Source organism: Amycolatopsis sp. cmx-4-83 (genome assembly GCF_046548815.1).
Taxonomy (GTDB): Bacteria; Actinomycetota; Actinomycetes; order Mycobacteriales; family Pseudonocardiaceae; genus Amycolatopsis; species Amycolatopsis pretoriensis_A.
In genome coordinates this window covers 151,702-176,676 of record NZ_JAEBEF010000006.1, presented here as the reverse complement: position 1 = coordinate 176,676, position 24,975 = coordinate 151,702, and the positions used below count along the sequence as shown (strand labels likewise).

The window sequence follows — 24,975 nt, the reverse complement described above, 5'->3', positions numbered from 1 at the left end:
CGGACTCACCTCTCGGTTTCGAACTGCCAGGTCTCGGTCACGTCGAGCCGGGTGGCGGCGAACTCCAGCCGGGCCGGGGTTTCGGGGTCGGTCGCGTCGAAGAGCAGGCCGGCGACGTCACCGCTGTGGGCGACCTGCACGCCGGCCGCCCCCGAGGCGCGGGCGACGGCCAGGATCCCGTCCAGGCCGGGAATGGGCAGGTGGCGCTGGTTGAGCAGGGTGCTGGCGGTGGCGACCCGGCCGAGCAGGCCCGCGTCGCCGTCGCGGACGGCCCGGCGCAGCAGGCCGCGAAGCGGGCGGAACGCCTCGATCTCCCACGACGTGTAGCGCGCGGGCGTCAGCTCCAGGGTGTCGACGCCGCGCCCGCCCGGGCTGGTCCCGAAACCCAGGACGGACAACGGCATCAGCTCGCCGAGGTCCTCGATCGGCTCGCCTTCGCGGTGGGCGAAGACCACGGCCCGCCCGCCGTACATGAGCGAGTCGGACGCGGTCTCGGCTTCGACGGCCAGCGCGCCCACCTCGGCGGGCGGGAGCCGGCGGCCGGTCGCGGCGAGGACCGCGCCGATCGCCGACGTGACGTCCGCGGTCGAGGAGCCGAAGCCGCGGCACAGCGGGATGTCGCTGGTGATGTCGAGCAGCCCGCCCGGCACCGGGTGGCCGAGCCGCGCCAGCGTCAGGTCGGCCGCGCGGCGGGCCTTGCTGCGCCACGCCGGCCGCACGGTCGTGCCGGCGTCCTCCGTGGGCAGGAAGGTCGCACGGGTGCTGTAGAGCGGGCACGGCAGGGTGACCAGGCCGCGGCGCAGCCGGCCCCCGGTGGCGAACACCCCTTGCAGGATTTCGCCGTGGTGGGCGTCGACGCGGAAGCTGCCCGCGCGGGGATCGGTGACGGTGGCGGGTGCCGGTGCGGCGACCGCGAGGTCTTCGGTCATGGCGTTCTCCTTCACTCGTCGGCGGTCACGGCGAGCCCGGCCAGCACGGCCCGGGCCAGCTCCGCCACGTGCGGCGGTTCGACCATGTCCCAGTGGTGGCCCGGCACCGGTGTCACCGTGAGCTCGCCGCGCGTGCGGGCGCGCCAGCTCTCCGGCCGCACCTCCGGGCGGCCCTTCACCGGGTGGGTGCCGGTGGAGGTGATCAGGTGGATGCCGGTGTCGACGACGGCCCGGCAGCGGTAGGCCTCGACGGCGTCCTTGCCGGCCAGGTAGACCCGCGCCATCTGTTCGACGACCGCGTTGCCCGCGACCTCGGAGACCATCCCGCGGTCGCGGGCCTCGGCGAGCATTTCGTCGAGGGTGTCGGCGGCCCCCGGGGCCAGCTTCAGCACGGCCTCGCCGAACCAGGCCAGCGGGTCGCTGGTGTCGACCTCCGGCAGCGGGTTGCCGTAGTCGTCGACGCCGAGGACGGTCGCGTCGATGACGCACAGGTGCTCGACCGCCCGGCCCGCCGCCTCCAGCTGGGCGGCCATTTCGAAGGCGACCGAGCCGCCCTGGGACCAGCCCGCGAGCCGGATCGGGCGGTCCCCCGCGACCGGCAGGAGGTCGGCGACGAACGCGGCGGCCAGCTCCTCGATCGTGTGGACCGGGTCCTCGCCGGGGGCGAACCCGGGCGCCTGCAGGCCGAACACCGGCAGCGCCGGGTCCAGCTCGGCGACCAGCTGCAGGTACGGGAACGGGCTCCCGGCGGTCGGCGGCAGCAGGAACAGCGGGGCGACGCCCGCACGGCCCGGCGAGAGCGGCACGACCAGTCCCCCGGCGCTCTCCCCGGCGCGGATGAGGTCGGCCAGCGCCCGGACCGTCGGGGCGCGGAACACCTCGGCCAGGCCGACGGTCGCGCCCAGCTCGCCCTTGATCCGGTCGACCAGCACGACGGCCAGCAGCGAGTGCCCGCCGACGTCGAAGAAACCGTCGGTGACGCCGACGCGGCGGCCCAGCAGGTCCTCCCACAGCTTGGCGAGGGCCATCTCCAGCTCGTCGCGCGGCAGGACGCCGGACGTCGAAACCGGCGCGGCGTCCGGGGCGGGCAACGCGACCCGGTCGATCTTGCCGTTGGACGTCAGCGGCAGCGTGTCCAAAGTGGTCAGTGTCGCCGGGACCATGTACTCCGGCAGCCGCTCGGACAGGTGCGCGCGCAGGGCGTCGGCGTCCACAGTGGACGGGGCGACGTACCCGGCGAGCGCGCCGTCGCGGACCACCGCGACCGCTTCGGTGACGCCGGGGCCGCCGACCAGCGCGGCTTCGATCTCGCCCAGCTCGATCCGGTAGCCGCGCACCTTGACCTGGTGGTCGGTGCGGCCGACGAACTCCAGGCGCCCGTCCGGCAGGTACCGGGCGAGGTCGCCGCTGCGGTAGAGGCGGCCGGGGCCGAACGGGTTGGCCACGTACTTCGCCGCGGTCAGGCCGGGGTTGCCGGCGAACCCGCGGGCGACGCCGGCGCCGCCCGCGTACAGCTCGCCGGTGACGCCGACCGGAACCGGCCGCAGGTGCTCGTCGAGGAGGTAGACCTCGGTGTTCCAGATCGGGCGCCCGACCGGGATCGGCGTGGTGACGCACTCGGCGGCGGGCAGCAGGTTGATCACGTTCGCCACCGACGTCTCGGTGTGGCCGTATTCGTTGGCCACCACGACGTCGGGGGCGTTGTCCCGCCAGAACTCCAGGGCTTCCGCGGTGAGCTGCTCACCGCCGACGACCAGGTGCGCGGCCGCGGCGGCGGCCTCCGGCGCGAGACAGCGGCGCAGCGGCTCGAGGTGCGCCGGGGTGAGCTTGACGAAGCTGAACTTCCGGCCGCTCGAGAGGACGTCGGCGAGCCCGGCGACCGGGTGCTCGTCCTCCGGCACCAGCGTCACCGTCGTGCCGCACAGCAGCGGCAGGAACAGCCCGGTCACGGTCAGGTCGAAGGCGAGCGACGAGTGCACGGGGGCACCGTCGCCCTCGTCGGCGCGGTAGGCCTGGCGGCACCAGTCCAGGTAGTGCAGCACCCCGCGGTGGCTGATCTGGACGCCCTTGGGGCGCCCGGTCGACCCGGAGGTGTAGATGACGTAGGCCAGGTTCTCCGGGTCGACGACCGGGTCGGTCCACGGCACCGGGTCGTCGGCGACCGGCTCGTCGGCCAGGACGACGACGTCCCCGAGATCCCCGGTGCCCGCGCCGGCGTACCGGCGGGTGGTGACCAGGACCCGTGCACCGGCCTGGCGGAGCATGTACTCCTTGCGGTCCTGCGGGTAGGCCGGGTCGAGCGGGATGTAGTGGCCGCCGGTCTTGAGGATGGCCAGCAGCACCGGCAGCAGCAGCGGGCCGCGTTCGCAGAGCACGCCGACCGGGGTTTCGACGCCGACGCCGTGGGCGCGCAGCCGCTGGGCCAGCCGGGTGGCGCGGGCTTCCAGCTCGGCGTAGCTCAGCTCGGTCCGGCCACAGCGGACGGCGATCGCGTCCGGGGCGGACGCGGCCTGCGCGGCGATCCGGCCGTGCACGGTGCCACGCAGGTAGGGCTCGGCGGTGTCGTTCCACCTGCCCAGCAGCAGTTCGCGCTCGTCCGCGCCGAGGATGTCCACTTCGGACAGCCGGGCGCCGGGGCGGGCGGCGAGCCCGGTGAACAGCCGGACGAAGTGCTCGCCCATCCGGGCCATCCGAACCTCGTCGAACAACGCGGTCGCGTACTCCAGCACGCCTTCCACGGACCCGTCGGCCTGGCGGACGAAGGAGATCATCAGGTCGAACTTCGCCGTCGTCGAAGGCAGGTCGACCGGAGACACCCGCAGGTCGCCCAGCGAGGCTTCGCCTTCGGAAGCGTCGTAGACGGCGAACATGACCTGGACGACCGGGGTGTGCGCGAGGTCGCGCTCCGGCGCCAGCTCCTTGACCAGCCGCTCGAACGGCAGGTCTTCGTGCGCCTGGTCGGCCAGCCGCGCCACGCGGACGCGGTCGGCGAGGGCGGCGAAGTCCGGGTCGCCGGAGAGGTCGCCGCGGGCGACGACGGTGTTCACGAAGAACCCGACCATGTGCTCCAGCTCGGCCCGCCCGCGCCCGGCGACCGGGGTGCCGACGGCGATGTCCTCACGGCCGGTGTGCCGCCCGAGCACCACGTACGCGGCGGCGAGCAGCGTCATGAACGGCGTCGCGCCCGTGGTCTTTCCCTGGTTCAGCACCGCTTCGGCGGCGGCCGCGGGGATGGTGAAGCGGACGGAGGCGCCGTGGTGGTCGCGCTGGGCCGGGCGCGGGCGGTCGGCGGGCAGTTCCAGGGTCTCCAGGCCGGCGAGCCGCTCCTTCCAGTACGCGAGATCCGCCGCGTGGGCGTCGGTCCTGGACTGCTCCCAGGCCGCGAAGTCCGCATAGGACAGTTCGATCGGCGGCAGTTCCGCGCCGGTGTAGAGCTCGCGGAGGTCGGCCATCAGGATCGGCAGGGACCAGCCGTCACAGGCGATGTGGTGGATGTTCAAGGCGAGCACGTGCCGCTCCGGTGCCTCACGGACCAGCAGCGCCCGGAACACCGGGCCGGTGGCGAGGTCGAAGGGACGGCCGACGTACTCGGCGAGCACGGTGTCCAGGTCGCCTTCCACCACCGGCACGTCGACCGGGGCCGGAGCCCCGATCACCTGGCGCGGCCGGTTGTTCTCCGCGGTGTACGTCGTGCGCAGGATCTCGTGCCGCGCCACCAGGGCGTCGAGGGACCGCCGGAGCGCGTCGACGTCGAGGGCGCCTTCGAGCCGCAGGAGCAGCGGCACGGCGTACTCGGCGCTGTCCGGGTCGAGCCGGTCGAGGAACCACAGGCGCTGCTGCCCGGCCGAGAGCGGCAGCGGGGCGCCGCGGTCGGCGCGGCCGAACGCCCGGGCCGGCGTGGCGGCCTGGCCGCGCAGCCGTTTCGCGAGCACCGCGGCCCGCAGCCGCGCGGCGCGCTCGGCGTCGGCCGGCTCGGCGGCGGGGCGGATGTCGAACGTGGTCATGCGCTGGCCTCCTCGGAGAGGGAGTCGAGGAGCTCCTGCTCGGACATGCCGGCGAGCTCGGCCTCGATCTCGGTGTGGACCACGGCGGCGAGCGCGGCGACCGTGGTGGTCTGGAACAGCACGGGCAGGGAGAGGTCCACCCCGAACGCGGCCTGCAGCCGCATCCGGACCTTGGCGGCGAGCACGGAATGCCCGCCGAGGGCGAAGAAGTCGTCGCCGAGCCCGACGCGGGGCACGCCGAGCACCTCGCTCCAGATGTCGGCGATCAGCTGCTCCTCGGGACTGCGGGGGGCGAGGTAGTCCGCCACTTCCTCGGCCGGTTCGGGCAGCGCCGCCCGGTCGAGCTTGCCGCTGGCGTTGACCGGCAGGGCGTCGAGCACGACGAACGCGCTCGGCACCAGGTGCTCCGGCAGCCGCTGCCCGAGGAACGCCCGCAGGTCCGCGGCCGTCACCTCGCCGGCGACGTAGGCGACCAGCCGTTTCTGGCCGGCCGGGTCCGGCTTGGCGAGCACGACCGCCGCGGTGAGCGCCGGGTGCGCCCGCAGCGCGGACTCGACTTCGCCGAGCTCGATGCGGAAGCCGCGGATCTTGACCTGGTCGTCGGTCCGGCCCAGGAACTCCAGCTCCCCGGCGCGGGTCCGGCGGACGAGGTCGCCGGTGCGGTACATCCGCCCGCCTGCCGGGTTCGCCACGAACCGGCTCGCGGTCAGCCCCGGCCGCCCGAGGTAGCCGCGGGCGAGACCCGGGCTCGCCACGTACAGCTCACCCGCGACGCCCGGCGGGACCGGCTGGAGCCGGTCGTCCAGGACGTACGCGCTGGTGTACCGCAGCGCCCGGCCGATGGTGACCGGCGCGCCGGCCACCAGCGGTTCGGACACCGTCGAGACCACGGTGGCTTCGGTCGGGCCGTACATGTTGAGCATCCGGCGCCCGGGTGCCCACTGGGCGACCAGCTCGGGCGGGCAGACATCGCCGCCGACCACGACCGTCCGGAAGTCCGGCAGGTCCGCGTCTTCCACGGTAGCCAGCGCCGCCGGCGGGATGAGCGCGTGCGTCACGCGGCCTTCGGCGAGGACGTCCCGCAGCTGGTCGCCCAGCAGCGGGCCGGGCGGGGTGACGACCAGGGCCGCGCCGGTCATCAGGGACGCGCACAGCTCGAGGATCGACGCGTCGAAGCTCGGGGACACGTACTGCAGCACCCGGTCGCCCGGGCCGACCTGGTAGGCGGCGATGGTGTTGGCCACCAGGGTGCCGAGGCCGGCGTGGCTGACGACGACACCCTTCGGGCGTCCGGTCGAACCCGACGTGTAGATCACGTACGCCGCGTGCTCCGGGCGGACCGCCACGTCCAGCGGGCTTTCGTCCACTGTGGACATGCTGATGTCCTTCAGCACCACCACCGGGTTCGCGTCGTCGAGCATGTACCGGATGCGCTCGGCCGGGTAACCGGGGTCGATCGGGAGGAACGCGGCCCCGGTCTTGACCACCGCGAGCTGCGCGACGACCAGGTCGGCCGAGCGCGGCAGCAGCAGCGCGACCACCGTTTCCGGGGCGGCCCCGCGTTCGCGCAGGGCGTGCGCCAGCCGGTTGGCCGCGCGGTCCAGTTCGCCGTAGGTCAGCGAACCGGGGCCGGCCACGACGGCCGGGGCGTCCGGGTTCCGCCGCACCTGGGCCTCGACGAGCCCGGCGAAGGTGCCGCCCGGCGCGTCGGCTTCGGTGGCGGTGACTTCGGCCGCGTCGAGCATCGGGACGCGGTCGACCGGTCGCGCCGGGTCTGCCGCGAACCCGGCCAGCAGCCGCAGGTACCGGTCGGCGAACGCGGCGACCGTGTCCTCGTCGAACAACGCGACCGGGTACTCCAGCACCCCGCCCACTTCGCCGGAGGCCTGCTCGCGCAGGACCATGGCGAGGTCGAACTTGGCCGCGCCGGTCTCGACGCCGAGCGGCTCGCAGTCCAGCCCGGCGAGCTCCCAGCCGCCCGCGGACACCGTCTGCAGCGCGAACATCAGCTGCACCAACGGGTTCCGGCTCGGGTCGCGGTCGGGCCGCAGCTCGGCCACGACCCGGTCGATCGGGACTTCCTGGTGGCTGAAGGAGTTCAGCGCCGTCTCGCGGACCCGGCCCAGCAGCTCGGTGAAGCCGGGCGAGCCGGTCAGGTCCGCGCGCAGGGCGAGGGTGTTGACGAACTGGCCGATCAGCCGCTCGGTGTCGGGGTGGTCGCGGCCGGCGACCGGGCTGCCGATCGCGAACTCCCGCAGCCCGGTGTGCCGTGAGACGAGCACCTGGAACCCGGCCAGCAGCGTCATGAACAGGCTCGCCCGTGCTTCCGCACCGACCTCGCCGAGCCGGGCGGCCAGCTCCGCGGGCACGGTGAACTCGTACCGCGCGCCCCGCGGGTCGCGCACCGGCGGCCGCGGACGGTCCGCCGGCAGCTGCACGACCTGCGGCACGCCGGCGAGCTGCGCCCGCCAGAACTCGACGTCCGCTTCGGTCGGCTGGGACCAGGCGGCGACGTCGGCGTACTGCACCGGCAGCGGCGGCAGCTCGGCACCGGCGTAGAGGTCACGCAGCTCCTCGGCGAGGATGCCTTCGGACCAGCCGTCGAGCACGATGTGGTGCGCCGACAGGAGCAGCACGTGGTCGTCCTCGGCCAGCCGCCCGAGCGCGGCGGCGAACACCGGCCCGGTGGTGAGGTCGATGCCCCGCACCGCGAGGAACGGTTCGATCGCGTCGATCGCGGTGACCGGCAGCGGGACGGGCCCGGCCGGGTCGACGACCTGCCGAGGTTCGCCGTCGATCTCCACGAACCGGGTCCGCAGGACCTCGTGCCGTTCCACCAGCTTCGTCAGGGCAGCGGCAAGGGCGTCGACGTTGAGCGGGCCGCGGAGCCGGACCGCGTTGGGCACCAGGTATTCCGCGCTCGAGGGCGCCATCCGGTCGGCCAGCCACATGCCGGTCTGCACGCCGGCCAGCGGCGCCGGACCCTCGGGCCGCTTCGGGATCGCCTCGAACTCGCGCCTGGTGGCGCGGGCGACGGCAGCGGCGAGTTCCGCGACCGTGGGCGAGTCGAAGATCAGCCGGATCGGGATGTCCGCCGAGAGCCGCTTGCGCAGCTCGGCGACCACCCGCACGCCCAGCAGGGAGTGCCCGCCCAGGTCGAAGAAGTTGTCGTCGGCGCCGACCCGCTCGACCCCGAGCACGGTCCCCAGCACGCCGGCGACCAGCTCCGCGACCGGCCCCTCCGGGGCGCGGTACTCGGCGCCGGCCGCGGCCGGGGCGGGCAGTGCCTTGCGGTCGATCTTGCCGCTCGTGGTGGTCGGGAACTCGGGCAGCACGCTCAGCGCCGTCGGCACGAGGTACACCGGCAGCCGTTCGCGCAGCTGCTCGCGGATCCCGGCCTCGGTGAGCGTCACGCCGGCCTGCGGGGTGACGTACCCGGCGAGGCGCTTGTCCCCCGGCGTCGGCTGCCACACCGTGACCGCGGCTTCGCGCACGCCGGGCAGCTCCAGGAGGACCTGCTCGACTTCGCCGGGCTCGACGCGGATGCCGCGGATCTTGACCTGCGAGTCCTGGCGGCCGAGGAAGGTCAGCGCACCGTCGGGGGTGCGCAGGCCGCGGTCGCCGGTGCGGTAGAGCCGCTCCCCGGGTTCGAACGGGCTGGCGAGGAACGCCGACGCCGTCTTGACCGGGTCGCCGAGGTAGCCGCGGGCCAGGCCGGCACCGCCGATGAACAGGTCGCCGGGGACGCCGACCGGGACCGGCCGCAGGTGCTCGTCGAGGACGTGGATCTGGTTGTTGGCGATCGGCGACCCGACGCTCACCGAGCCCGCGCCGTCGAGGTCGGCGCGGAGGCATTCGCGCATGGTCGAGTCGATCGAGACCTCGGTGGCGCCCCACTGGTTGTGCAGGGTCGCGGTCTCGCCCAAGCGGTCGAAGAACAGCTTGAGCAGCTCCGGCTGGAGCGCCTCGCCGCTGGTGATGACGTTGCGCAGCGGCTTGAGCGCGGCCCGGTCGGCCGGGGTCAGCTGCTCCAGGAACAGCGTCAGCATGCTCGGCACGAACTGCAGGTTGACCACCCGGTGCTTGACCGCTCCGGCCAGGATCGCGGCCGGGTCGCGGTGCAGCCCCGGCGGGATCAGCGCGACCCGGCCGCCGACGACGAGCGGCCACAGGCATTCCACGGCGGCGTCGTCGAACACCAGCGTCGTCTTCTGCAGGACGCCTTCGCCCGGCTGGAGCCGGTAGGTGTCCTGGTGCCAGCGCAGCCGGTTGACCCAGCCGCGGTGGGTGCTGGCGACGCCCTTCGGCTTCCCGGTGGAACCCGAGGTGTAGTAGATCGACACCAGGTTGTCCGGGTGGGTGGTGTCCGGCCGCGGTTCGGCCGATCCGTCCAAATCGGACACTTCGAGGAAGACGACGTCGGTGCTGTCGGGAGCCGGCGCGCCTGCGTTGACCAGGCAGACCGGGGAATGCGCGTCGCCGAGGATGCCGAGCACCCGCGGTTCGGGCGCGTCGGTCTCGATCGGGACGAACGCGCCGCCGGCCTTGAGGATCGCGACCAGGCCGACGATCAGGTCGATCGAGCGGTCCATCCGCAGCCCGACCGGGACGTCCGGGCCGACGCCGTGCTCGGCCAGCCGCGCGGCGAGCACGCCCGCCCGGCGTTCGAGTTCGGCGTAGCCGATGTGCTCGTCCAGGTATTCGACGGCCACCGCGTCCGGGGTCTTCCGCGCCTGCTCGCTGATCAGGTGGTGCAGGCAGGCGGACTCGTCGTAGGCGACGGCGGTGTCGTTGACGCCGTGGACGAGGTGGTCCCGCTCGGCCTCGCCCAGCAGGTCCAGCTCGCCGACCGGGGTGCCGGGAGCGTCGGCGATCCGGCCCAGCAGCGTGGTGAAGTGGCCGGCCAGCCGCTCGATCGTGGTGGCGTCGAACAGCGCGGTCGGGTACTCGAAGATGCCGGTCAGGGCGCCGTCGGCGTCCTGGGCGAGCGCGAGTTCGAGGTCGAACTTGCTGACCCGGGTGTCGACGGCGAGCTTCTCGACCGCCAAGCCCGGCAGCGCCCAGCCCGCCTCCTCGGTGTTCTGCAGGGCGAAGACGATCTGCACCAGCGGGGTGCGGGTGAGGTCGCGTTGCGGGCGCAGCAGCTCGACGATCCGGTCGAACGGGACGTCGTCGTGGTCGAACGCGGCCAGGGTGCTGGTCCGGACGCGGGTCAGCAGCTCGGTGAACGCCGGGTCGCCGGTCAGGTCCGCGCGCAGCGGCACGGTGTTGACGAAGTGCCCGATGAGCGGCTCGGTCTGCGGGTGGCTCCGGCCGGACACCGGGGTGCCGATCGCGAAGTCCCGCAGGCCCGTGTACCGGCTGATCAGGACCTCGAAGGCGGCGAGCACGGTCATGAACAGGCTCGCACCGTGCCCGGCGCCCAGGTTCTTCAGGCGGCCGACGACTTCGGCCGGGACGTGCACCGGGGTCTTGGCGCCTTCGATGGCCCGGGTGAGCGGCCGCGGCCGGTCGGCGGGCAGCTCGGCGACGTGCGGCATGCCGTCGAGCGCCTGCCGCCAGAAGGCGAGCCCGGCTTCGTCGGACGCGTTCGCCTGCCACGCGGCGACGTCGCCGAACTGCACCGGCAAGGCCGCGGGCGTCATCCCGGCGTAGTGGTCGCGCAGTTCGGCGGCCAGGACGCCCATGGACCAGCCGTCGGCGACGATGTGGTGCAGCAGCAGCACCAGGACGTGGTCGCGGTCGGCCACGCGGCCCAGCGCGGCCCGGAAGACGGGCCCGTGCTCGAGGTCGAGCGGGGTGTCCACCTGCGCCCGCACGAACGCCTCGACGTCGGTCACCTCGACGACGGGGAGCGGCACCGGGCGCACCGGGTCCACCACCTGCGCGGGCTCGCCGCCGGTCTCCACGAACCGGCTGCGCAGCACCTCGTGCCGCGCCACCACCGCCGACAGCGCGCCGGCCAGCGCGCCGGTGTCGAGGACGCCCTCGATGCGCAACGCCAGCGGGACCAGGTACTCCGCCGAGCCCGGGGCGAGCCGGTCGGCGAACCAGAGTCCGCGCTGCACGGGCGAAAGCGGCGTCCGCGCGCCGTGCTCGCGCACCGGGATCGGCTCGAAGTCCACAGTGGACGCGTCCGGCACCAGCCGGGCCAGCGCCGCGATCGTGGGCGCCTCGAACAGCGCCCGCACGCCCAGCCGGACACCGAACTCGGTGCGCATCCGGCCGGTCACCTTGGCCGCCAGCAGCGAATGCCCGCCGAGGGCGAAGAAGTTGTCCGCCACCCCCGGTTCCGGCACGCCGAGGACGTCCGCCCAGATCGCGGCGAGCGCGGTCTCCACGGCGGTGCGCGGGGCGACGTGCCCGGCGACGACCCGCTGCGGCGCCGGCAGCGCGGCGCGGTCCAGCTTGCCGTTGGCGGTGCGCGGCAGCTCGGCCAGCGGCACGATCACCGACGGCACCAGGTACTCCGGCAGCCGGGCCGCCGCGAATCCGGCGACCGCGGCCGGGTCGGCGGTGCCCACGACGTAGGCGACCAGCAGCCCGTCCCGGACCACGACCGCCGCCTGCGTGACGCCGTCGTGCGCGGCCAGTACGGCCTGCACTTCGCCGGGCTCGACGCGGAAGCCGCGGATCTTGACCTGGTCGTCCGCGCGGCCGGCGTACTCCAGCACGCCGCCGGCGTTCCACCGGGCGAGGTCGCCGGTGCGGTACATCCGCTCCCCCGCCCGGAACGGCGACGCCACGAACCGCTCGGCCGTCGCGCCGGGCTGCCCGAGGTAGCCGTGGGCCGTGCCGACGCCGGCGAGGTACAGCTCGCCGACGACCCCGGCGGGCACCGGCCGCAGCCGGGCGTCGAGGACGTAGGCGTGCTTGCCGGTCAGCGGCCGCCCGATCGGGACCGGGCCGTCGACCGCGGTGACGGCGTGGAAGGTGCTGAAGCCCATGGTCTCGGCCGGGCCGTAACCGTTGACCACCGCGACGTGCGGGTACTCCCGCAGCACCTTCGCCAGGTGCGCGGGCGACGCCGCCTCGCCGCCGGTCAGCGCGCGGCGGACCGTGGCGAACACCGCCGGGTGCTCGTCGAGCAAGTGGTTGAACAGGCTCGCCGAGACGTCCAGGACGGTGACGCCGTGCGCCAGGACCAGGTCCTCGATCAGCGCCGGTTCGGGGCGCTGACCCGGCTGGAGCACGACCGTGCCACCGGCCAGGAGCGGGCCGAGCAGCTGCGTGCCGAACGCGTCCCACGACACCGGCGCGCACTGCAGCCAGACGTCGTCCGGGCCGAACCCGGCGTAGTCCTGGCCGGTCAGCGTGCCCACGACCGCGCGGTGCGGGGCCGCGACCGCCTTGGGGACGCCGGTCGAGCCGGAGGTGAACATGACGACGGCGAGGTCGTCCGGGCGGCCCGGCAGGCCGAGGACACCGCCGTCGCGCACGGCGATCGCGGCCGCGTCTTCGACGACGTCGATCCGCTGCCACGGCAGGTGACGGCCGTCGGTGAGGACGACCGCGGCCGACGTCCGCCGCAGCGCGCCGAGGAGGCGTTCCGCGGGGAAGTCCGTGTCCAGCACGGTGTAGGCGGCGCCCGCCTTGAGCACGGCGAGCAGCGCGACGGCCAGCCGCGGTGAACGTCCGATGTGGACACCCACCAGGTCCCCGGGCCGGACGCCTTCGGCGATCAGGTGCCGGGCGAGCCGGTTGGCTTCGGTGTCGAGCTGCCGGTAGGTCAGCGGCGCGCCTTCGAAGACCAGCGCGGTCGCGTCCGGTGCCCAGGCCGCCTGCCGCTCGAAGAGCTCGTGCAGCCGCATGCCGGGCGCGGTCACCTCCGTCGTGCCCTGGGCCAGCAGCGCGGCGCGCTCGTCGCCCAGCAGGTCCAGCTCGGTCACCGGGACGTCCGGCGTCGTGACGGCGGCGGTCAGGAACCGGGCGAACCGGGCCGCGATCGCCGTCGCCGTGGCCGCGTCGAACAGGTCGGCCGCGTACTCCAGCTGCCCGGTCAGCCCGGCCGGGCTGCCGTCGGCGGCGTGGTTCTCCTCGATGCCCGCGGTGAGGTCGAACTTGGCGACGTCCCGGCGGACCGCGACGCCTTCGGTGGCCAGCCCCGGCAGGCTCAGCCGCGCGGTGGCGTTGTTCTGCAGCACCAGCATCACCTGGAACAGCGGGTGCCGGGCGGCCGACCGCGCCGGGTTCAGCTCTTCGACGACCCGCTCGAACGGGACGTCGGCGTGCGCCAGCGCGGCCAGCCCGGCGTCGCGGACGCGGGCCAGGAGCTGCCGGAACGTCGGCTGCCCGGACACGTCGGTGCGCAGGACGAGCGTGTTGACGAAGAAGCCCGCGAGGTCGTCCAGCGCGGTGTCGCCGCGGCCGGCGACCGCGGTGCCGAGCGGGACGTCGTCGCCCGCGCCGAGCCGCGAGAGCAGCGCGGCGAACCCGGCCTGCAGGGCCATGAACAGCGTCGCGCCGCCGCGGCGGGCCAGCTCGGCCAGTCCTGCGTGGACGTCGGCGCCGAGCGCGAACTCCACCGAGCCGCCGCGGTGGCTCGCCACCGCCGGGCGGACCCGGTCGGCGGGCAGGGCCAGCTCTTCCGGCGCCCCGGCGAGGGCGTCCCGCCAGAAGGCGAGCTGGCCGCCGACCTCGTCGTCGTCGAGGACTTCCCGCTGCCACAGCGTGTAGTCCGCGTACTGCACCGGCAGCGGCGCCCAGCCCGGAGTGGCACCGTCGAGGCGGGCCGCGTAGGCGGTGGCGAGGTCGTTCCACAGCGGCGTGGCCGACCAGCCGTCGGAGGCGATGTGGTGCAGCACCAGCAGCAGCACGTGGTCGTCGGCGGCCACCCGGACCAGGTGCGCCCGGATCGGCAGCTCGGTGCGCAGGTCGAAGACGTGCGCGGCGGCCGCCGCGAGGACGCCGGCCAGTTCGTCCTCAGTGGACTCGACGACCGACCAGGGCACCTCGAAGCCGGCCAGGATCTCCTGCCAGGGCTCGCCATCGCGGGACGGGAACACCGTCCGCAGCGACTCGTGCCGTTCGACGACGTCGACCAAGGCCGCGCGCAGGGCGGGCACGTCGAGGGAGCCGCGCAGGCGCAGGGCGCGCGGGACGTCGTAGCCCGCGTTGGCTTCCTCGGCCTGGTCGACGAACCACAGCCGCTGCTGCGCGAACGAGAGCGGGAGCCGCTCGGGCCGCTCGCGCCGCGTCAGCGGCGGGCGCGCCGGAGCGGCGTCCCCGAGGACCTCGGCCAGCCCCGCGACCGCCGGGGTGCGGAACAGGTCGCGGATGCCCAGCTCGACGCCGAGCACCGCGCGGACGCGGCCGATCAGCCGGGCGGCCAGCAGCGAATGCCCGCCCAGGTCGAAGAACCCGTCGTCGAGGCCGACCTCCGGCAGGCCGAGCACCTCGGCGAACAGTCCGCAGAGGACGTTCTCGGTGACGGTCCGCGGCCGGCGCCGGGAGGCGGCGGCGAAGTCGGGGGCGGGCAGCGCGCGGCGGTCGAGCTTGCCGTTCGCCGTCCGCGGCAGCTCGTCCAGCGCCACGATCGCCGAGGGCACCAGGTAGTCCGGCAGCCGCCCGGCCAGGTACGCCCGCAGCGCGGCCGGTTCGGCGGTGCCCACGACGTAGCCGATCAGGCGGCCGTCGCGGACGACGACCGCGGCCTGCTCGACACCGTCGTGGCGGGCCAGCACCGCGCGGACCTCACCCGGTTCGACGCGGAAGCCGCGGACCTTGACCTGGTCGTCGGCGCGGCCGACGTACTCGAGGACGCCGTCGGCGCGCCACCGGACGAGGTCGCCGGTGCGGTACACCCGCTCCCCCGGGACGAACGGGTTCGCGACGAACCGCTCGGCCGTCGCGGCGGGCAGGCCGCGGTAGCCGTCGGCCAGGCCGTGACCGCCGAGGTACAGCTCACCCGTGACCCCGGGCGCGGCCGGGGCCAGGTGCGCGTCGAGGACGTACGCGCGCTTGCTCGCGACCGGGCGGCCGATCGGGATCGCCGTGCCGCCGAGGTCGGCGGCGGTGATCGGGTGGAACGTCGTGTAGCCCATGCTCTCGGCCGGGCCGTAGCCGTTGATCAGCTTGACGTCCGGGTACTCGCGCAGCGCCTTGGTCACGTGCTCGACCGAGGCCGGCTCGCCGCCGGTCATCGCCCGGCGCAGCACCGTGAAGACCTGCGGTTCGGAGTCCAGGAGGTAGTTGAACAGGCTCGCCGAGGCGTGCAGCACGGTGACGCCGTGCTCGGCGACCAGCGCGGCGATCCGCTCCGGCTCCGGGTTCTGGCCCGGCTGCAGGACCGTGCGGCCGCCGTGGAGCAGCGCGCCGAACAGCTGGAGCGCGAAGCCGTCCCACGACACCGGCGCGCACTGCAGCCACACCTGCTCGGCGTCGAAGGTGGCGTAGCCCTGGCCCATCGTGGCGACGACCCCGCGGTGCGAAGTCGCGACGCCCTTGGGGACGCCGGTCGAGCCGGAGGTGAACATGACGCAGGCCAGGTCGGCCGGGGTCAGCTCGACGCCCGGGTTCGCCGTGTCCGGGTGGCTCGGCAGGGACCTGAGCACCCGCTCGACGCCCGCCTGCGCGGTGACCGCGGCCAGCCGCTCGGCCGGGTAGCTCGGGTCCAGCAGGGTGTAGGCGGCGCCGGACTTGAGCACGCCGAGGACCGCGATCGCGAAGTCGAGGCCGCGTTCGATCAGAACTCCGACGACCTCGCCGCGTTGGACGCCGTCGTCGAGGAGGTGGTGGGCGACCTGGTTGGCGCGGGCGTTCAGCTCGCCGTAGGTCAGCGATTCGCCCTCGAACAGGATCGCGACGGCGGCGGGGTCCTGCCGCTCGACGATCGTGTGCAGGCAGTCCACGGGCGCGGCGCTCACCCGGCCGGCGTTGCCCGCGGCCGCCACGAGGTCGCGCTCGGCGGCGGTCAGCACCTCGAACGCGGCCACCGGCGTCGAAGGCGCGTCGGCGATCTGCTCCAGCAGCCGGACGAACGCGCTCGCCAGCCGCTCGGCGGTGGCGGCGTCGAACAGCGCGGTCGCGTATTCGAAGGCACCGGTGATCCCGCCGGCGCCGGGGTGTTCCTCCAGGGCGGCGGTGAGGTCGAACTTGGCGACCGCGCGGGCCACCTCGTACGGCTCGCACTCCACTCCGGGCAGCACCGGCGCCGGGGTGTCCTGCTGCAGCACCAGCATCACCTGGAACAGCGGGTGCCGGGCGGCCGAGCGGGCCGGGTTCAGCTCTTCGACCAGTCGCTCGAAGGGTACGTCGTCGTGCTCGAACGCGCTCAGGTCGGCTTCGCGGACGCGGTCCACCAGCTCGGTGAACGTCGGCGCGCCGCCGAGGTCCGTCCGCAGGACCACGGTGTTGACGAAGAAGCCGACGAGGTCGTCGAGGACCGGGTCGGGCCGGCCGGCAACCGGGGTGCCGATCGGGATGTCGTCCCCGGCGCCGAAGCGCGCCAGCAAAGTGGCGAGTGCGGCCTGCAGGACCATGAACAGGGTCGCGCGCTGCCCGGCTGCCAGCTCCAGCAGCCGGGCGTGCAGTCCGGCCGGGATCGTGATGGCCGCGGACCCGCCGGTGTGGTCCGCGGTCGCGGGCCGGACGCGGTCGTAGGGCAGCGCCAGTTCCTCGGGCAGCCCGGCGAGCGCGCCGGTCCAGTACGCGAGGTCGGTGTCGAGTTCCCGTTGCCACAGCGTGTAGTCCGCGTACTGCACCGGCAGCGGGGTCCACTTCGGAGCGTCGCCGCCGAGCCGGGCCGCGTACGCCTCGGCGAGGTCGCGGAGCAGGACCGGGATCGACCAGCCGTCGCCGGCGATGTGGTGGGTCAGCACGAGCAGGACGTGCTCGTCCCCCTCGCCGAACAGCCAGGACCGCACCGGCGGCGCGGCGGCCAGGTCGAACGGCGTGCGCGCGGCTTCGGCGACCGAGCCGGTCGCGACCTCGAACGGCACCTCGAAGGAGTCCAGGATCACCTGGTACGGCCCGGACTCGTCCTCGGCGTAGTACGTGCGCAGGGCTTCGTGGCGACCGGCCACATCGGACAGTGCCGCCGCCAGCGCGGCGGTGTCGACGGCGCCGCGCAGCCGCAGGGCGATCGGCATGTGGTACGCGGTGTCCGCGGAGTCCATCCGCGCCAGGAACCACAGGCGTTCCTGGCCGGGCGCCAGCGGGAGGCGGGCCGGCCGCTCGCGCCGCGTCACGGCCGGGCGGGCCGCGACGGCGTCGCCGAGGCTTTCGGACAGGCCGGCCACGGTCGGGTTCGCGAACAGCGCCCGCACGGTGACGTCGAGGCCGAGCACCGCGCGGATCCGCCCGGCGAGCCGGGTGGCGAGCAGCGAATGCCCGCCCAGGTCGAAGAAGCCGTCGTCGATCCCGACCTCGGGCACGCCGAGGACCTCGCCGAACAGCTCGCACAGGGCGTGCTCCCGCGCGGTCCTCGGGAGCCGGCCGGCACCGGTCTCGAGGGCGGGCGCGGGCAGCGCCTTGCGGTCGAGCTTGCCGTTCGGCGTCCGGGGCAGCTCGTCGAGCGCCACGATCGCCGAGGGCACCATGTACCCCGGCAGCGCGGCGGCGAGGTGCCGGCGCAGTTCCTCGGTCTCGATCGGCGACGTCAGCACGACGTAGGCGACCAGGCGCTTGTCGCCGGGCCGGTCCTCGCGGACGACGACCGCGCGCAGCGCGACCGCCGGGTGGGTGGCCAGCACGGCCTCGATCTCGCCGAGCTCGATGCGGAACCCGCGGATCTTGACCTGGTGGTCGACGCGGCCGAGGAACCGGAGTTCGCCGTCGCGGCGGCGGGCGACCAGGTCACCGGTGCGGTACATCCGCTCGCCGGCACCGAAGGGGCTCGCGACGAACCGGTCGGCGGTCAGATCGGGCCGCCCGAGGTAGCCGCGCACGACGCCGTCGCCGGCGAGGTACAGCTCGCCCGGGACGCCCGGCGGCACCGGCCGCAGCGCGCGGTCCAGCACGTGCACCTGCGTGTTGGCGATCGGCGTGCCGATGGTCGGCGCCCCTTCGCCGACGCGGGCGGTGGTCGACCAGATCGTCGTCTCGGTCGGGCCGTACATGTTGGTCACCGACGCGGCCCGGGCCCGCAGCGCGACCGCGAGGTCGTCGGGCAGGGCTTCGCCGCCCACCAGGACGTGCACGCCGGAGAGGTCGACGGGCTCTGCCAGCAGCGCGTGGAAGAGGCTCGGCGTCGCCTGCAGGAGGGTGACGTCTTCGGCGAGGGCGGCCAGCGCGCGGGTGTCGCGCACGTCGTCGCGGCTCGCGAGGACGACGGTCGCCCCGGCCAGCAGCGGCGCGAAGATCTCCAGGCCGGCGATGTCGAAGCCGACCGTGGTGACGGCCAGCAGCCGGTCCCCGGCCGCGATGCCGAACCGGTCCACCATGTCCAGGAGGAAGTTCAGCAGCGGGCGGCGCGGGACGACGACGCCCTTCGGGCGGCCGGTCGAGCCGGACGTGAAGATCACGTACGCGGGGCTGTCCGGGGACGCGGTGTGCGCCGGGTTCTCCGCCGGTCCGGCGAAGACGAGTTCGTCGCGGGTGACGACGAGGGCCGGGTCGGCGTCCTCCAGCATCATCGCGATCCGGTCGGCCGGGTAGTCCAGGTCGAGCGCGAGGTAGCCGGCGCCGGTCTTGAGCACCGCGAGCATCGCGACGACCAGGTGCTCGTCGCGCGGCAGGGCGAGGGCGACGTACCGTTCCGGCCCGGCGCCGCGCCCGGCCAGATGCCGGGCGAGCTGGTTGGCGCGGGCGTTCAGCTCGGCGTAGGTCAGCGTCGTCGCGCCGAACTCCAGCGCGGGCGCGTCCGGGGTGCGCGCGGCCTGGGCTTCGAACAGCTCGATGACCGAGGTGTCCGGGACCGGGACCGCCGTGCCGGCGTTGGCCGCGTCGATCGCGGCGGCTTCCGCGGGCGCCAGCAGGTCCACTGTGGACAGCGGCGCGGCGGGGGCTTCGACGGCCGCGGTCAGCAGCCGGACGAACCGGTCGGCGAGGTCGGCCGCGGTGCCCGGCTCGAGGAGGTCGGTCGCGTACTCCAGGTAGCCGCCGATGCCGGCCGGGCTCCCGTCGGCGCCGGCGTTCTCCTCCAGGTTCAGGGTGAGGTCGAACTTCGCGGTCTCCGTGGCGACCGGGACGTCCGCGGCGGTCAGGCCGGGCAGGGTCAGGTTGGCCGCGACGTTGTTCTGCAACGCCAGCATCACCTGGAACAGCGGGTGCCGCGCGGTCGAGCGGGCCGGGTTGAGCCGTTCGACGATCCGCTCGAACGGGACGTCGGCGTGGTCGAACGCGGTCAGGGCGCGCTCGCGGACGCGGTGCACGAGCTCGGTGAAGCTCGGGTCGCCGCCGAGGTCGGTCCGCAGCACGAGGGTGTGGACGAAGAAGCCGACGAGGTCGTCGAGCGCGGCGTCCGGGCGGCCCGCCGACGGCGTGCCGATCGCGATGTCGTCGCCCGCACCGAGGCGGGAGAGCAGGGCGGCGAAACCGGCTTGCAGCACCATGAACAGCGTCGCGTGCTCGCCGCGGGCCAGCTCCAGGAGCCGGGCGTGCAGGTCCGCGTCGAGGGTCACCGGCAGGGTGGCGCCCCGGTGGGTCGCGACCGGCGGGCGGGGGTGGTCGAAGGGCAGGTTGATCTCATCCGGCAGCCCGGCGAGCGTCTCGGCCCAGTGCTCCAGCGAGTCGCCGGTGGCTTCCTGCTGCCACAACGCGTAGTCCGCGTACTGCACCGGCAGCGGCGTCCACTTCGGACTCTCGCCCTCGACGCGGGCGGTGTAGGCGGTGGAAAGGTCACGCAGGAGCGGGGCGAACGACCAGCCGTCGCTCGCGATGTGGTGGGTGACGAGCACCAGGACGTGGTCGTCACCGTCGGGCAGCAGTGCCGCGCGGACCGGGAGGTCGGCGGCGAGGTCGAACTCGCGCGCGGCGAACTCGGCGACGTCCACCGGGCCTTCGGTCCACGGCAGCGCGGTGAGCGGGCGGATCTCCTGGCGGGGGACGCCGTCGGTGTCGGGGAACACCGTGCGCAGGGCCTCGTGCCGCTCGACGACGTCGGCGAACGCGTGGCGCAGCGCGGCCACGTCGAGCGGGCCGGTCAGCCGGAGCGCGCGAGGGACGTGGTAGGTCGCGCCGGCCTGGTCGAGCTGCTCGACGAACCACAGGCTGCGCTGGTTCGACGACAGCGGCAGGACCTCCGGCCGCGGCCGGGCCACGACGGCCGGGCGGGCCTCCCGCGCGCTGTCGAGCACGGCGGCGAGGGCGGCGACGGTCGGCGCGCGGAAGACGTCCGCCACCCCGATCCGGGCGCCGAGCACGGCGCCGATCCGCGCGACCAGCCGGGCCGCGAGCAGGGAATGCCCGCCGAGGGCGAAGAACCCGTCGTCGACGCCGACCGTTTCGACGCCGAGCACGTCGGCGAAGAGCCCGCATAGGACCTCTTCGCGCGGGGTGCGAGGCGCCCGGGACGTGCTCGTGCGCTCCGGTGCGGGCAGCGCGCGGTGGTCGAGCTTGCCGTTGGCCGTCAAGGGAAGCGCGTCGAGGAGCACGAACGCCGAGGGCACCAGGTGTTCGGGCAGCCGCTCCGCGAGGTGGGCGCGGAAGTCGGCCGGCTCGCCCACGACGTAGGCGACCAGGAGCTTCTGCCCCGGCCGGTCTTCGCGGACGACGACGGCGGACTCGGTGACGGCCGGGTGGGTACCCAGCGCGGTCCGGATCTCGCCCGGCTCGACGCGGAACCCGCGGATCTTGACCTGGTCGTCGGCGCGCCCGACGTACGCCAGGACACCGTCGGCGCGGCGGCGCACCAGGTCACCGGTGCGGTACATCCGCTCCCCCGGCGCAAACGGGTTCGCGACGAACCGGACGGCGGTGAGGTCCGGGCGGCCCGCGTACCCGTCGGCGATCCCGCCGCCGGCGGCGTACAGCTCGCCGACGACGCCGGGCGCGATCGGGCGCAGACGCTCGTCCAGCACGTACGCGCGCTTGCCGTTGAGCGGCACGCCGATCGGGATCGGCGCGCCGGTGAGGTCGGCGCTGGTGACGCGGTGGGAGCTGACGAAGATCATGTTCTCGACCGGGCCGTAGCCATTGGTGAAGGCCACGGCCGGGAAGGTCTCGACAGCCCGCGTGAGGTGCGTGACCGACGCCGCTTCCCCGCCGGTGTGCACCTCGCGGACGTGCTCGAACACGCCCGGGTACTCGTCGAGGAGGAAGTTGAGCAGGCTGGCGGAGGCGAACATCGTGCTGACGCCGTGGCGCGCGACCAGCTCGGCGATCAGCGCGGGCTCGGGCTTCGGGCCCGGCTGCAGCACGCAGGCGGCGCCGGTGAGCAGGGCGCCGAAAAGCTCGAACGCGAACGCGTCCCAGGAAACCGGCGCGGTCTGCAGCCAGACGTCGCCGCCGTAGCCCTGGCCGAGGATCGTGGTGGTGACGGCTTCGTGCGAGGCGACGACGCCCTTCGGCGTGCCGGTGGACCCGGAGGTGAACATGACGCAGGCGGGCCCGGCCGGGGACACCACGCGGGCCGGCGCGGCCGTCGTCGGCGTCAGGAAGGACAGGTCGTCGAGCACGAAGGGCGCGTCGACCTGCTCGGCGAGCAGCTGCCGGCGCTCGGCGGGGAACGACGGGTCCAGGAGCGTGTAGCCGCAGCCGGCCTTGAGCACGCCGAGGATGGCGGCGACCAGGTCCGGGCCGCGGTCGAGGCAGATCGCGACGATCCGCCCGGCCGGGACGCCGGCGAGCAGCGCGGCGACGCCGTTGGCGCGGGCGTCCAGCTCGGCGTAGCTGACCGACCGGTCCTCGAACAGCAGCGCGGTCGCGTCCGGCGTGTGGCGGGCGTGGCCCTCGACGACCTCGTGCACGGTGACGGCGGGGACCGCGGGTGCGCGCAGCCCGCCCGCCGTGGCCTGGGCGTGCTCGGTGGCGTCGAGGAGGCCGAGCTCGCCGATCCGGGCGTCGGGGTTCTCCGCGACGGCGGTCAAGACGCGCAGCAGGCGTCCGGCCAGCGCTGCGGCGGTCTCGCGGTCGAACAGGTCGCTCGCGTACTCGAGGAGGCCGGTCAGCTCGCCGTCGCGTTCCTCGAAGATCGCGGCCAGGTCGAACTTCGCGTACCCGATGTCGACGCGTTCGCCGGTGGCGCGCACCCCGTCGAGGGCCAGCTCGGCCGCGACGTTGTTCTGCAGCACCAGCAGGACCTGGAACAGCGGGTGGCGCCCGAGCGAGCGGGCCGGGTTCAGCTCCTCGACCACCCGCTCGAAGGGCACCTCGGAGTGCTCGAACGCGGCCAGGCAGGTCTCGCGGGCCCGGTCCAGCAGCTCGCGGAACGTCGGGTCGCCGCCGGTGGCGGTGCGCAACACGACCGTGTTGACGAAGAACCCGACGAGGTCGTCGAGGGCGGCGTCGGTGCGGCCGGCGACCGGCGAGCCGACCGGGACGTCGTCGCCCGCGCCGAGCCGGGTGAGCAGCGCGGCGAACGCGGCCTGCAGCACCATGAACAGCGTCGCGCCTTCGGCCGTTGCGAGGGCCGCCAGCTTGCGGTGGACCTCGGCGGGGACGTCCATCGGGACGACACCGCCGCGGTGGCTCGCGACCGCCGGGCGGGGGCGGTCGGCGGGCAGCGGCAGTTCCTCGGGGGCGCCGGCCAGTGCGCCGCGCCAGTAGGCGAGGTCGCGCTCGACGGGCAGATCGCGTTGCCACAGCGTGTAGTCCGCGTACTGCACCGGCAGCGGCGTCCACCGTGGAGCGGTTCCGGCCATGCGGGCCGCGTAGGCCTCGCCGACCTGGCGCAGCAGCGGGGCCATCGACCAGCCGTCGCACGCGATGTGGTGCACGACCAGCAGCAGCACGGCGGCGTCGCCGGGCAGGGTGAACAGCGTGGCGCGGATCGGGAGTTCGCGGGCGAGGTCGAACCCGGCCTCGGTCGCGGCGGTCAGGTCGCGGTTCAGCGTGTCCTCTGTGGACGTTTTGACGGCCCACGGGACGTCCCCGCCGGGCAGGATGTGCTGCACCGGCTCGTCGCCGTCGCGGGTGAAGACCGTGCGGAGGGCTTCGTGGCGGGCGACGACGTCGCCGACGGCCAGCCGCAGGACGCCGGCGTCGATCGGGCCGGTCAGCCGGACGGCCTGCGGCACGTGGTAGCCGGCGTTCCGGGTGCCGGCCTGGTCGAGGAACCACAGCCGCCGCTGGGCGAACGAGAGCGGCATCGGCTCGGGACGCTGTCGCGGGGTCAGCGGCACGCGGGCCGGGGCGGCGCCTTCGAGGAGCTCGGCCAGGCCCGCCGGGGTCGGCGCGCGGAAGACGTCGCCGATCGCGGCTTCGAGGCCGAGGGTGGCGCGGATGCCGGAGACGAGCTTCGCGGCGAGGAGGGAGTGGCCGCCGAGGGCGAGGAAGCCGTCGTCGATGCCCACGCCGTCGATGCCGAGGACGTCGGAGAACAGCGTGCAGAGCGCGGCTTCCCGCGGGGTGCGCGGGGCGCGGCCGGTGCGGGCGGCGGCCCAGTCGGGGGCGGGCAGGGCCTTGCGGTCCAGCTTGCCGCTCGGGGTCAGCGGGAGCTCGCCGAGCACGACGAACGCGGCCGGGACCATGTACTCCGGCAGGTGCTCCGCGAGGGCGGCACGCAGGGCGTCGAGGTCCGGGGGGCCGTCCGGCACGAGGTAGCCGACCAGGCGCTGGTCACCCTCGCGGTCTTCGCGGGCCAGCACGCAGGAGCCGCCGACGCCGGGCTGGCGGTCGAGGACGGCCTCGATCTCGCCGAGTTCGACGCGCAGGCCGCGGATCTTGACCTGGTGGTCGGTGCGGCCGAGGTAGTGCAGCGCCCCGGTTTCGTCCCGGCGGGCCAGGTCGCCGGTGCGGTACATCCGCTCCCCCGGCTCGAACGGGCTGGCCACGAACCGCTCGGACGTCAGGCCGGGACGGCCGTGGTAGCCGCGGGCCAGCTGGATGCCGGCGAGGTACAGCTCGCCCGGCTCCCCGGGCGCTACCGGCCGCAGCCGCGCGTCGAGGACGTACGTGCGGGTGTTCCACACCGGACGTCCGATGGGGACGGTGCTGTTCTCCGGACGGCAGGCCCAATACGTGACGTCGACCGAGGCTTCGGTGGGGCCGTAGAGGTTGTGCAGCTCGACGCCGGGCAGCGTCGCGAAGAACCGGGCCTGCAGTTCGACCGGCAGTGCTTCCCCGCTGCAGAGCACGCGGCGCAGGCCGGTGCAGGTCGCGGCGGCGGGGTCGAGCAGGAAGGCCTGCAGCATCGACGGGACGAAGTGGACGGTCGTGATCCGCTCGGCGCGGATCAGCCCGGCCAGGTAGGCGGGGTCGCGGTGACCGCCGGGGCGCGCGAGGACGAGCGTGGCGCCGGTCAGCAGCGGCCAGAAGAACTCCCAGACGGAGACGTCGAAGCTGGACGGCGTCTTCTGCAGCACGCGGTCTTCGGCGGTGAGCCCGTACTCGGCCTGGGTCCAGGCGAGCCGGTTGACGATGCCTTCGTGCGGCACCAGCACGCCCTTGGGGCGCCCGGTCGAGCCGGAGGTGTAGATGGCGTACGCGAGGTCCTTTGTGGACACATCCGGCTCGGCCGCCGGGCGGGCACTGAGGTCGACGGCGTCGAGGAGGATGGTCTCGGCGGCGAAGAGGTGCCGGTGGTGGGTCTGGGTGAGGACGACCGGCGCGGCGCTGTCGGCGACCATGTACGCGAGGCGGTCGGCCGGGTAGTCCGGGTCGAGCGGGACGTAGGCGCCACCGGCCTTGAGCACCCCCAGCAGGGCGATCACCAGCTCAAGGGAACGGTCGGCGCAGACGCCGGTGAGGACGCCGGGGCCCACGCCCCGCTCGACCAGGAGATTCGCGAGCCGGGCGGCTCGGTCGTGCAGTTCTCGGTAGGTCAGGGTCTCGCCTTCGAACACCAGCGCCGTCGCGTCCGGGGTGCGGGCCGCCTGCTCGGCGAGGAGCCGGGTGAGCGTGCGGCCCGCCTCCGGGACGTCGGTGGTGGTGTCGTTCCAGGCCGCCAGCAGCTGCCGGGCGTCGTCGTTCACGGTGATCAGCTCCAGTTCGTTCACTGCCGG

At 74.5% G+C, this 24,975-nt stretch carries 3 protein-coding genes; all 3 read right to left on the bottom strand.

The genetic code is table 11. The features are described from left to right. Positions 1-5: 5 nt before the first annotated feature. Genes ACLJQM_RS19700 through ACLJQM_RS19690 form a run of 3 tightly spaced genes read right to left on the bottom strand, consistent with a single transcriptional unit; the run spans position 6 to position 24,969 of the window. Entirely contained in the window at positions 6-929 is a 924-nt protein-coding gene (locus tag ACLJQM_RS19700) for a kinase (protein WP_410632288.1), read from the bottom strand. An 11-nt stretch (positions 930-940) separates the two neighbouring features. Then, complete coding sequence (locus ACLJQM_RS19695; RefSeq protein WP_410632287.1) at positions 941-4,933, bottom strand: non-ribosomal peptide synthetase; 3,993 nt, start codon at positions 4,931-4,933, stop codon at positions 941-943. Further along, positions 4,930-24,969, bottom strand: a complete 20,040-nt coding sequence (locus tag ACLJQM_RS19690; protein ID WP_410632285.1) for a non-ribosomal peptide synthase/polyketide synthase — start codon at positions 24,967-24,969, stop codon at positions 4,930-4,932. The genes ACLJQM_RS19695 and ACLJQM_RS19690 overlap by 4 nt, the downstream gene beginning before the upstream one ends. Positions 24,970-24,975: the final 6 nt, after the last annotated feature.

Bases quoted from the DNA above. Each gene is read 5' to 3' on its own strand.
- ACLJQM_RS19700 (WP_410632288.1), bottom strand. From the start codon at position 929: ATGACCGAAGACCTCGCGGTCGCCGCACCGGCACCCGCCACCGTCACC.
- ACLJQM_RS19695 (WP_410632287.1), bottom strand. From the start codon at position 4,933: ATGACCACGTTCGACATCCGCCCCGCCGCCGAGCCGGCCGACGCCGAG.